The sequence below is a fragment of the Olleya sp. KJ81-1 genome (assembly GCF_055808135.1).
Genome location: NZ_CM147854.1, coordinates 2,656,798 through 2,668,470, shown reverse-complemented (window position 1 = coordinate 2,668,470; position 11,673 = coordinate 2,656,798). Strand labels below are relative to the sequence as shown.

Annotated in this window: 12 protein-coding genes and 1 pseudogene; 4 read left to right on the top strand and 9 right to left on the bottom strand. The window is 32.4% G+C overall.

Translation table 11 applies throughout. From position 1 onward, the window contains the following. Positions 1–14: 14 nt before the first annotated feature. The 7 genes from AC0L3M_RS12585 to pdxA all read right to left on the bottom strand — a co-directional run bounded on the left by AC0L3M_RS12585 (position 15) and on the right by pdxA (position 5,769). Positions 15–692, bottom strand: a complete 678-nt coding sequence (locus tag AC0L3M_RS12585) for a hypothetical protein (RefSeq protein ID WP_473430983.1) — start codon at positions 690–692, stop codon at positions 15–17. Positions 693–777: 85 nt separating this feature from the next. Continuing rightward, positions 778–2,130: an acetyl-CoA carboxylase biotin carboxylase subunit gene (gene accC / locus AC0L3M_RS12580; RefSeq protein WP_145005207.1), complete on the bottom strand. Its 1,353-nt coding sequence runs from the start codon at positions 2,128–2,130 to the stop codon at positions 778–780. Positions 2,131–2,215: 85 nt separating this feature from the next. Beyond that, positions 2,216–2,695, bottom strand: coding sequence for an acetyl-CoA carboxylase biotin carboxyl carrier protein (accB, locus tag AC0L3M_RS12575; RefSeq protein ID WP_145005204.1), 480 nt, complete (start codon positions 2,693–2,695; stop codon positions 2,216–2,218). A gap of 33 nt (positions 2,696–2,728) precedes the next feature. After that, positions 2,729–3,724 (bottom strand): beta-ketoacyl-ACP synthase III, encoded by a 996-nt coding sequence (locus AC0L3M_RS12570; protein WP_145005201.1) that lies wholly within the window; start codon positions 3,722–3,724, stop codon positions 2,729–2,731. A 176-nt stretch (positions 3,725–3,900) separates the two neighbouring features. Beyond that, positions 3,901–4,101 carry a 50S ribosomal protein L32 gene (gene rpmF, locus AC0L3M_RS12565; protein ID WP_028282597.1) on the bottom strand — a complete coding sequence of 67 codons (201 nt, stop codon included), beginning with the start codon at positions 4,099–4,101 and terminating at the stop codon, positions 3,901–3,903. 9 nt (positions 4,102–4,110) lie between these two features. Continuing rightward, positions 4,111–4,650 (bottom strand): YceD family protein, encoded by a 540-nt coding sequence (locus AC0L3M_RS12560; RefSeq protein WP_145005198.1) that lies wholly within the window; start codon positions 4,648–4,650, stop codon positions 4,111–4,113. A gap of 72 nt (positions 4,651–4,722) precedes the next feature. Further along, a complete protein-coding gene (gene pdxA, locus AC0L3M_RS12555) occupies positions 4,723–5,769 on the bottom strand; it encodes a 4-hydroxythreonine-4-phosphate dehydrogenase PdxA (RefSeq protein ID WP_473430982.1) in 1,047 nt (348 codons plus the stop codon). 66 nt (positions 5,770–5,835) lie between these two features. Here pdxA and AC0L3M_RS12550 point away from each other — a divergent pair, with 66 nt between their 5' ends. Continuing rightward, a complete protein-coding gene (locus AC0L3M_RS12550; RefSeq protein ID WP_292948326.1) occupies positions 5,836–6,426 on the top strand; it encodes a riboflavin synthase in 591 nt (196 codons plus the stop codon). On the opposite strand, the gene AC0L3M_RS12545 is transcribed toward AC0L3M_RS12550, so the two are convergent. Together AC0L3M_RS12545 and AC0L3M_RS12540 are read right to left on the bottom strand one after the other, a co-directional pair. After that, positions 6,415–6,660, bottom strand: a complete 246-nt coding sequence (locus AC0L3M_RS12545; RefSeq protein WP_473430981.1) for a PID-CTERM protein-sorting domain-containing protein — start codon at positions 6,658–6,660, stop codon at positions 6,415–6,417. The genes AC0L3M_RS12550 and AC0L3M_RS12545 overlap by 12 nt on opposite strands. Before the next feature lie 181 nt (positions 6,661–6,841). Then, positions 6,842–8,392: a hypothetical protein gene (locus tag AC0L3M_RS12540; protein WP_473430980.1), complete on the bottom strand. Its 1,551-nt coding sequence runs from the start codon at positions 8,390–8,392 to the stop codon at positions 6,842–6,844. Positions 8,393–8,540: 148 nt separating this feature from the next. On the opposite strand from AC0L3M_RS12540, the gene AC0L3M_RS12535 reads away from it, so the two are divergent. From AC0L3M_RS12535 to leuD, 3 genes and pseudogenes are all read left to right on the top strand, one after another. Beyond that, positions 8,541–9,716, top strand: a complete 1,176-nt coding sequence (locus tag AC0L3M_RS12535) for a 2-isopropylmalate synthase (RefSeq protein ID WP_292948320.1) — start codon at positions 8,541–8,543, stop codon at positions 9,714–9,716. Positions 9,717–9,718: 2 nt separating this feature from the next. After that, positions 9,719–11,101: a 3-isopropylmalate dehydratase large subunit gene (leuC, locus tag AC0L3M_RS12530; protein WP_473430979.1), complete on the top strand. Its 1,383-nt coding sequence runs from the start codon at positions 9,719–9,721 to the stop codon at positions 11,099–11,101. Position 11,102: 1 nt separating this feature from the next. Then, positions 11,103–11,636, top strand: a pseudogene (leuD, locus tag AC0L3M_RS12525) (3-isopropylmalate dehydratase small subunit); the annotation flags it as partial. Between the last annotated feature and the right edge of the window lie 37 nt (positions 11,637–11,673).

Here is an 11,673-nt window from a genome sequence, read left to right as displayed (position 1 = left end):
TGTTAGTTTAAGGATTATTTTTTTAATTGGATATAAGTGGTAAAATCTCCTGTACCATTAATCACATCCATTGCACTTACGCGTTGCATGACTGCTTTTTTAGAATTAGAAACTTTAGCTTGTTTATTATTTTGACTGATTACCTCGTTATCAAATCTATAAATCACTGTATAAGAGGCATCATTAAACACCTTTTTATTCTCAGTTTTTAATTTATTATACTGCTTTTTTACTTCTGAAGAATAGGTGTATTTTCTTTTAAAAACACCATTTTTATCATCAAAAAGATAAGAAGTGGATCCTGCGTTACTTTTTTGCTGACTAGTTATTTTGTTAGTAATCTTATTGATATTATCGATTTTATTGAAATCACATTTTACTGAAAACACAAAATTTTCGTAATCTGCTGTTTTTACAATATTAGTAATGCCTTCTGCTTTTTTAAGCTCCGAAACCATATCGTTTAATCCTTTTTGTATATCTGCTTTTGAAGGCACTTTATAACCATTAACAGAGTCTAACAACATGATTGAAGCTAATTTTGATTTGCTTTTACTCATGTTTAATGTAAAGGTCATTGTACCTGTACCATCACTATTTAGATCAATCTCTTCAATAATTTCAAAACAAGATGTTATTGAAAAAAACACCAATAACAAAAGACTGTATTTTAGGTAACTAGGACTTTTCATGTAAATTGCTTTAGTATTCAAATATACTGAAGCTATTTGTTATATGCATAAAAAAAACTCCGAAATTAATTTCGGAGCCTTAGTTTTATTCTTCTATTTGCTTTTCTATAACAAAATCTTCCATAAATTTAGTGGTATAATTACCAGCTAAATAATCTGGATGATCCATTAATTGTCTATGAAAAGGAATGGTTGTTTTAATTCCTTCTATAACAAACTCGTCTAAAGCACGCTTCATTTTATTGATAGCTTCTTCTCTAGTTTGAGCTGTTGTAATTAACTTAGCAATCATTGAGTCATAATTTGGCGGAATGCTATAACCTGCATATACATGCGTGTCTAGTCTAACACCATGACCACCTGGAGCATGTAATGTTGTAATTTTTCCTGGTGACGGACGGAAGTCATTAAAAGGGTCTTCCGCATTAATACGACACTCAATAGAATGTAAATTTGGAGTATAGTTTTTTCCAGAAATTGGCACACCTGCTGCAACTAAAATTTGCTCACGGATTAAGTCAAAATCAATAACTTGCTCTGTAATTGGATGCTCTACTTGGATACGCGTATTCATTTCCATGAAGTAGAAATTTCTATGCTTATCAACTAAAAACTCTACTGTTCCTGCACCTTCGTATTTAATATATTCTGCTGCTTTTACAGCTGCTTCACCCATTTTTTTACGTAAAGCTGTTGTCATAAAAGGAGAAGGTACTTCTTCTGTTAGTTTTTGGTGACGACGTTGGATAGAGCAATCTCTTTCTGATAAGTGACATGCTTTTCCTGTGCTATCTCCTACAATTTGGATTTCGATGTGACGTGGCTCTTCAATAAGTTTTTCCATGTACATATCATCATTTCCAAAAGCTGCTTTAGATTCTGCACGAGCAGACTCCCAAGCGTTTTGCAAATCTTCTTCTTTCCAAACAGCACGCATACCTTTACCACCACCACCTGCAGAAGCTTTAAGCATTACAGGATATCCTGTTTCTTTAGCTACTTTTAGGCAGTCTTTAAAGTCTGCTATTACACCTTCGCTTCCTGGTACTACAGGTACACCTGCAGCTATCATAGTTGCTTTAGCGTTTGCTTTGTCTCCCATTCTGTTAATCATCTCTTCAGATGCACCAATAAATTTAATTTGGTGTTCTTCACAGATTTTAGAAAACTTAGCATTTTCAGATAAAAATCCATAACCAGGATGGATGGCATCTGCATTTGTAATTTCTGCTGCAGCAATAATATTTGACATTTTTAAATAAGACTCACTACTTGAAGGAGGTCCAATACAAACTGCTTCATCAGCAAATTTGACGTGTAAACTCTCAGCATCTGCAGTAGAGTATACTGCAACGGTCTTTATGCCCATTTCTTTACAGGTTCTGATAACACGTAATGCTATCTCTCCTCTATTGGCAATTAATACTTTTTTAAACATCTTGTATAAATTAGATAATTAGACGATTTGATTATTCGATTTTATACTACTTTATAAGTAGCTAAAAAATACTAATAATCTAAAATTAAGATGGGTCTACTAAAAATAATGGTTGATCAAACTCTACAGGAGAAGAATCGTCCACTAATATTTTAACGATTTTACCTGATACTTCAGATTCTATTTCGTTAAATAATTTCATTGCTTCGATAATACAAAGTACATCACCTTCTGCAATTGTTTGTCCTACCTCTACAAATAATGGTTTATCAGGAGATGGTTTTCTGTAAAAAGTCCCAATAATAGGAGATTTAACAGTGATATATTTTGAATTTTCATCAGCTGCAGGTGCTGCTGCCTCTGTAGAGGCTGGTGCTGCTGGAGCTTGTTGCATTGCTTGTTGCATTGGCATTTGAGCCTGCATAGGAATTTGTTGAACGTAAGTTGTCTCTGTTTCTGATCCCGTTTTTATCGTGATTTTTACATCGTCAGTTTCTAATTTAACTTCACTTGCTCCTGATTTAGCAACAAATTTAATTAAGTTTTGAATGTCTTTTAAATCCATAATTATAAGTTATTAATCTTTATTTTAGTTAGTTTAAGAGTTGTAAGCCCATTTTAAATAAATAGAACCCCAAGTAAATCCACCTCCAAAAGCAGCAAATATTAAATTATCTCCTTTTTTAAGCTTGGATTCAAAATCGTTTAATAATAATGGTAATGTTGCAGAGGTTGTATTACCATATCTGTGTATGTTTTTTAAGACTTTATCGTCTTGTAAGCTCATTCTGTTAGCTGTTGCGTCAATAATACGCATATTAGCTTGGTGTGGCACCAACCATGATACATCATCATGACTAAGGTTGTTACGTTCCATTATTTTTTCGCAAACATCTGCCATATTAGAAACCGCAAACTTAAATACTGTACGTCCATCTTGGTGTACGAAGTGTTGTTTGTTGTCTATGGTTTCCTGTGAAGGCGGTAATATTGATCCACCTGCTTCAATTTTTAAAAATTCTCTACCAGAACCATCACTTCTAAGGTATTCATCCTGAAAACCTAGACCTTCTGTATTTGGCTCTAATAAAACAGCTCCTGCACCATCTCCAAAAATAATGCATGTAGCACGATCTGTGTAATCTATTATAGACGACATTTTATCTGCTCCAATAAGTAATATTTTTTTGTAACGTCCAGACTCTATATAGCTAGTTGCTGTGGACAAACCGTAAAGAAAGCTAGAACACGCTGCTTGCAGATCATATGCAAAAGCATTGGTTGCTCCAATTTGGGTAGCTGTATAAACCGCTGTTGCAGCCACAGGTAAATCTGGTGTTGCAGTTGCGACAATAACTAAGTCTATTTCTTTAGGGTCTAGATTGCGTTTTTTAAGCAGGTCTTTAGCTGCATTAATGGCTAGGTAAGATGTCCCTTCGCCTTCTAGTTTAAGTATTCTACGCTCTTTTATTCCTGTTCTTGATGTTATCCATTCATCATTTGTGTCTACAAGAGTTTCTAGTACCTTGTTGGACAAAACATAGTCTGGTACATAGGCACCAACAGCAGTAATTGCAGCAGAGATTTTGCTCATTTTTTAGCTATTTTAGTCAAAAAAAGGTCTAAAATGACCCATATTGACTTAATTATAATAAAATTACTCTTTTTTAGACTAATTCTATGCAAAGTAAATGCTTTTTAACGTAAAGAAAAACAAATCATAAAAAAAACGCCCACAAGTGAGCGTTTTTCTATATGCATGCATAGTAATTATGCTACGTTTTCTTCAACTGAGTTGTCAATTAAAACTTGACCTCTGTAGTAAAGTTTACCTTCACTCCAGTGCGCTCTGTGGTATAAATGAGCTTCACCTGTTGTTGGGCAAGTTGCAATTTGTGGCGCAACTGCTTTATAATGTGTTCTTCTCTTATCTCTTCTTGTTTTCGAGATTTTTCTCTTAGGATGTGCCATTTTATATTATTATTTATCCGTTAATAGTTTTTTTAATGTATTCCAACGAGGGTCTGTTTCCTCTTTGTCTTCTTTTTTATCTTTTAGCTTTGGGCTAAGTTCATCTAATTTGTCAAGTATTTCAGAATCTAATGTTCCGTCTTCCACACCTGGATGTATACGTTTACTTGGTAATGCTAACACAACTGACTCATATATATATTGTTGTACATTTAGTTCATATTCTCCATGTGGAATGATTAATATGTCTATATGCTCATCATTATACTCGTCTCCAAATTTTACTACCAAATCAAATTCTGTTGTTATTGGCAGGTCAAATGGTTCGTTTGTAACATCACAATTGACGTTTACTGTTCCTGAAATATCAAAATGTAACTCTAATAAAGTTGATTTTTTTTCTAAAATTAAATCTACTTTAATATTACAAGAGTTAAAGTCTTCATATTCAAAATGATTAAAGAACGTTTGATCTATACTATAATCAAAATGATGTTTTCCTATTTTTAAACCTACAAATGGTATTGTAAATTCTTTTAATTGCTTCATTACCACATCTATTTTGAGCCTGCAAATATATAAAATTTTCTTTATTAAAAAGACTTATAAACATTTTTTTGTTTATATCTTTCTTTTTGAAAATCCTAATGGGTTTTTGGTAAGCTCTTCGTATTCTTTTCTGTTGTTAAAAATCTGTATTCCAGTAAAAATAGCTTCTTTAAAAGAACTAATATCTGCAGTTCCTTTTCCTGCTATTTCATAGGCTGTCCCATGATCTGGAGATGTTCTTACACGATTTAATCCTGCGGTATAATTTACACCTTGTCCAAAAGATAACGTTTTAAATGGTATTAATCCTTGATCATGATATGATGCAATTATAGCGTCAAAATTTTTGTAATTGTCTGATCCAAAAAAACTATCGGCTGCATATGGACCAAAAACTAGCTTACCTGTCGCTTTAATTTTTTGCAATGTTGGTCTTAAAACGGTATCGTCTTCACTTCCTATTACACCATTATCACCTGTATGTGGATTAATGCCTAAAACAGCAATTTTTGGTTTACTAATTTTAAAGTCCTGAACTAATGATTGATATACTGTCGCAATCTTTTCTTCGATAAGTTTAGGGGTAATATGATTAGCAATATCTTTTACTGGTACGTGATCTGTTAATAACCCAACCCTTAATCCCTGAGTTACCATAAACATTAAACTATTACCTTCTAGCTCTTGGTTAAGATAATCTGTGTGACCAGGAAACTTAAAAGTGTCCGACTGTATATTATGCTTGTTAATTGGAGCTGTAACTAATACATCTATTAAATCATCCTTTAGCGCTTTTGTTGCTTGAACTAGAGATTTAATTGCGTATTCACCTATTTTAAGATCCTCTTGACCAAAATTTATGTTTACGTTTTCTTTCCAGCAGTTTAAAACGTTGACACGTCCAGGTAATGCTTGATTTATATTATGGATACCATTTAAATTAATATCCAATTTTAGGTGGTTTTTTACAAAACTCATGGTTTTGATCGAAGCAAAAATAATAGGCGTACAAAAATCTAACATCCTATTATCTTCAAATATTCTTAAAACCACTTCGGCTCCAATACCATTTAGGTCTCCTATTGATATTCCTAGTCTAATATTTTCTTCTTTCTTCATTAATACTAATAACTATTGTTTGTAAATTTACCAAAGCAAATTTAACCAAATAATACGATTAAGTTTATGTTTACCGGAATAATTGAAACACTAGGTACTGTTAAGCAATTAACAACAGTTAAGGATAATTTAGATATTACTATTGAAAGCACCATTACTAATCAGTTAAAAATAGATCAAAGTGTGGCACACAATGGTGTCTGTTTAACTGTAGTTGAAATAAATGATGACCAATACAAAGTTACTGCAATTAAAGAAACTTTAGACAAAACCAATATTGGAGATTTACAAATAAATGATATTGTAAATATAGAACGTGCTATGAAACTTGGAGATAGGTTGGATGGTCATATTGTACAAGGTCATGTAGACCAAACAGCACTATGTATAGAAGCTAAAGAAACTAACGGAAGCTGGCTGTATACTTTTAAATACGATCAAGAGCTAAACAATATTACAATAGAAAAAGGATCTATTACAGTAAATGGCGTAAGTCTAACTGTTGTAAACTCTCAAAAAAATAGTTTTAGCGTAGCCATAATACCTTATACTTATGAGCATACAAATTTTAAACAATTTAAAATTGGAACTAAAATAAACTTAGAATTTGACGTTATTGGAAAGTATGTAAAGCGTCTAAACGAATTAAATGTTTGATGACTTACGCTTAGATATCAACTTATAAACACCATATAACAAACCTATAACTACAAGCACAATAATATTACCATCTATTGGCAACCCTACTGGAGGTACTTGTTGTGCTGGAGGTGGTGGAGTTACTATCTGAGCTACACCAACTATGCTTATTATTAAAAATAAGACTGTTGCTATTAATGTTTTATTTTTTTCATTGCCGATTTGAGATTGTAAATGTAATAAAAAAAGCATGCTATCAAAACATTTGATTCTCTTTTTTAAACAAAAACACCTTTTAAATACTATTTTCTTCGGTAAACTGCGCTTTTAGCTGTAAATTTTGATTTATTTGACTATTTGATAACATCAGTTTTTATTTAAAAATTACTTTATTTTTTACGTGTAAACTATTTATTTTTAACATTATTATAAATTATGACTTAGCATATAGTTCTAAATATTTGTCTCGTACAATTTTACCCACTGGCTTATTTTCAATTTTACTTTCTAACCACGAGATAATATCTAAATATAAAAAAGCACGACGTTCAAAAGGATGGTCTTCATATTGTTTTAAAGTTTCTAATAATTTTTTAAACTCTTTTTTAATGTCCTGAGGATAAATATCTTGTAATCCTCTAATAAATTTTATCATCTCTTTTTGTACTTCATGTAAGTCGTTCATTTTAATTAAAAACTTGTAAGTGCTTTTTAATAAGGTTTCTAAATGATAATCCAATCCTGCCTCATAATGAGCTACTAAATTTAAAACTCTAGAAAAACACAATAAATCCTCACGCATTGACAATGATTTATTTGAAATAATTTTATCTAAGTATTTAATACACTCCTTATTATTACCAGCTCCAAAATGCAAACTTGCAAACTTGTAATAAAATATCATTTTATGATGCGCATCTATTTTATTATCAAATTGAACTAATTCAGTCTCAATTTCCGGAATCAATATTAGGCCATCATCAAAACTACCATCTATAAAGTGTAAATTTATTTTATGAAAATTACCATACAAAAAAACTAAAGAAGCCACATTTTCATCCTTCGGAAAATTAGATTGGTTAACAACAGAATGAAAGCTAGCCAACTTAGTTTCAAATTTTTCTTTATTTTTTATAAAATATAAAGCCTCTAACAAATAGTTATTTCCTTTTAAAAAAAACACAGGATTTAAGCTAATCATACTTGGGTTTTCATAAAATAAATTCACCCATTTTAAAGCATATTTATAACAGTTTAAAAAGTCCTGTGTTAAAAAACTATACCATAAATACGCTTTATAATACCATAATTTTTCTCTAAACCCCAAAGCAGATAAATCTACTTTAGGCAATCTGTCATTAAAATACGTCGTAACAGCTTTGCTTTCTTCTTCATTTTTTACATAACCCGTTTTTAATATTATACTATAAAGCTGTAATGATAAATTAGATAACTTACTAGCAACAACATTTAACTCACTTAATTGTTTTGCCTGAATAGTTAATTGATCTGCCCTATTACTAATACTTCTAGTTATGTACTGTGTTTCGATAATTTTTTCAAGTTCGACAATCTCAAAAGCAAGGTTTTTTTCTTCATTAATTATTGCTAACTCTTTGGCCTTATCTAAGATTTTAAGACTCTGTCTATACAATCCTTTGTGATATAAAATAGATGCAAAATCCAATTGTTCTCTTATTTGAGAGCGAATATTTTGATGAGAAGGGTTTAATTTAAGACTAATTAATATTTGCTTATACAAGTGTGCTTTAACATTAGCTAACTGCTGTTTTTTAACCACTCCACTTTTTAAAATAGCGTTTTCATTATACATTGAAGCTTTGTCTAAAAGATTAAAAAGATTTAAAAATTTAGAATCAGAATTCACTCCAAGTCTACCCACGTACAATTTAAATTGTCGCTTTTCAGACTTAGTTAAAGACTTAACTAATAAAAATAAATTATCTTTTTGCTCTTTAGTCATCAACTAATTAATTTCTTATATAACTGATTATTAGTGTTTTATAATATATTTCGTGTCTTGAACATCGTAGCTTCTCCTCCAATGCTAAATCAAACAGTTAACCAAAGTATACATTAGTAATTCAAAAGAAAAATAATTCTCTCTAAAAATGTCAAAAAACGCAATTCAAATATTTGATACAACGCTACGTGATGGCGAACAAGTACCAGGTTGTAAGCTAAATACAGAGCAAAAAGTAATTATTGCTACACAATTAGATCAATTAGGTGTTAACGTAATCGAAGCAGGTTTTCCTGTCTCTAGTCCAGGTGACTTCAAATCTGTAGAAGAAATATCAAAAATCGTAAAAAGCGCTACCGTTTGTGGCCTAACTAGAGCTGTAGAAAACGATATAAAAGTAGCTGCCCAAGCATTAACTCATGCTAAACATCCAAGAATTCATACAGGAATTGGCACATCTGACTCACACATAATTCATAAATTTAAATCAAACAAAGCAGATATCATACAACGCGCTTACGAAGCTGTAAAATATGCAAAATCCTTTGTTGAAGATGTCGAATTTTATGCTGAAGATGCTGGACGTACAGATAACGAGTATTTAGCAAGAGTGTGCGAAGCTGCAATAAAGGCAGGAGCAACAGTACTAAATATCCCTGATACAACGGGATACTGCTTACCAAGCGAGTATGGCGCAAAAATTAAATATTTAAAAGAGAATGTAAAAGGTATAGAAAACGCCATTTTATCTTGTCATTGCCATAACGATTTAGGTTTAGCAACCGCCAACTCTATTGAAGGCGTTATTAACGGAGCAAGACAAATAGAATGTACCATAAACGGAATTGGAGAGCGCGCAGGTAATACTGCACTTGAAGAAGTAGTCATGGTATTAAAACAACACCCTTACCTAAACCTAGATACTAGTATAAAAACCGAAATGCTTTACGGTCTCAGTCAATTAGTTTCAGATAGCATGGGGATTTACACACAACCAAATAAAGCTATTGTTGGAGCAAATGCTTTTGCACACAGCTCTGGCATACATCAAGATGGTGTGATAAAAAACCGTGAAACTTACGAAATAATCAACCCTAAAGATGTTGGTGTTACAGAATCTGCAATTGTATTAACAGCCAGAAGTGGTCGTGCTGCATTAGCATACAGAGCAAAAAACGTAGGTTACGAATTAACTAAACTTCAATTAGATGATGTTTATGCCAACTTTTTAAGTTTTGCTGATAGAAAAAAAGAAATAAATGATGGCGATATTCACCAAATTATTGAAACTAGTAAAGTGTATCAACAAATAATTTCGGCTTAATTATGGGACAAACATTATTTGATAAAGTTTGGGATGCTCACGTTGTAGAAACCGTTAAAGACGGACCGCAAGTATTATATATCGACAAACACTTAATACACGAGGTAACAAGTCCGCAAGCTTTTAATGAATTAGAAGAGCGAAATATACCTGTTTTTAGACCAAAACAAATTGTTGCAACTGCAGACCATAATACACCTACACAAAATCAACACTTACCCGTTAAAGATCTATTGTCTAGGAATCAATTAGAACAATTATCTCAAAACTGTAAAAAAAACAATATTACACTTTACCAATTAGGACACCAATACAATGGGATTGTTCATGTTATGGCTCCAGAATTAGGGATTACGCAACCAGGAATGACAATGGTTTGCGGTGACAGTCACACCTCAACACATGGTGCTTTTGGAACCATCGCTTTTGGTATTGGAACCAGTCAAGTCGCACAAGTTTTTGCAAGTCAATGCTTGCTTTTAACTAAGCCAAAAAGCTTGAGAGTGACCGTTAACGGTAAACTTAAAAATGGCGTATTACCTAAAGATGTTATTTTATACATTATTGCCAAACTAGGCACAAATTCTGGTACTGGCTACTTTTGCGAATACGCAGGAGATGTTTTTGAAAACATGTCCATGGAAGGCCGAATGACCGTTTGTAATATGAGTATTGAAATGGGCGCTCGAGGCGGAATGATTGCACCGGACCAAACCACTTTTGACTATGTAAAGAACAAAGAATTTGCACCAAAAGGAGACGCTTTTGATAAAAAAGTAGCCTATTGGAAAACATTACCAACGGATACCGATGCTATTTTTGACAAAGAATATGCTTTTGACGCACAAGACATAGAGCCTATGGTAACCTATGGCACAAACCCAGGAATGGGAATTAAGGTTACAGAAAACATACCTACAATAAATGATGCCTCTTTTGAAAAATCCTTAAAATATATGGATTTCAAAAAAGGAGAATCTTTAATTAACAAACCTATTAACTATGTCTTTATTGGCAGCTGTACAAATTCTAGAATTGAAGATTTTAGAATTGCAGCAAATTATATAAAAGGAAAACAAAAAGCAGATAATGTTACTGCATGGCTAGTTCCTGGCAGTAAACAAGTAGAAGCCCAAATTATAAAAGAAGGCCTTAAAGATGTATTTGACGCAGCTGGTTTTGAATTAAGACAACCAGGCTGCTCCGCTTGTTTAGCTATGAACGACGATAAAATTCCGCAAGGCGAATATTGTGTCTCAACCTCAAACCGAAACTTTGAAGGAAGACAAGGACAAGGTTCTAGAACTATTTTAGCTAGTCCTTTAGTAGCAGCTGCAACAGCTATTGAAGGCAAAATTGTGGACATAACAAAACAACTAAATTAAGATGGAAAAGTTTACAACATTACAATCTCAAGCTATTCCGTTAGCAATAGAAAACATAGATACAGATCAGATAATTCCTGCTCGATTTTTAAAAGCAACAGACCGTAAAGGCTTTGGAGACAACCTTTTTAAAGACTGGAGATTTAACAAAGACAATTCTATAAATGAAGCTTTCTCTTTAAACAATCCCAAATACTCTGGAAGCATTTTAGTCGCTGGAGATAATTTTGGTTGCGGTTCTAGTCGCGAGCACGCAGCTTGGGCTTTAAGTGATTACGGTTTTAAAGTAATAGTTTCAAGCTTTTTTGCAGACATCTTTAAGGGTAACGCATTAAACAACGGACTATTACCTGTTCAAGTTTCAGCAGAATTCCTAAAGGTATTGTTAGACGTTACAACTAATAGCCCCGAAACTGTTTTAGAGGTCAACCTTGAAGCACAAATTATCTCCGTAAAAGACACTTCTTTTAAGGAAGCATTTGAAATTGATGCTTACAAAAAAACCTGTATGATTAATGGTTACGATGATATTGACTACTTATTGAGTAAAAAAGAAAAAATTTCGGCTTTTG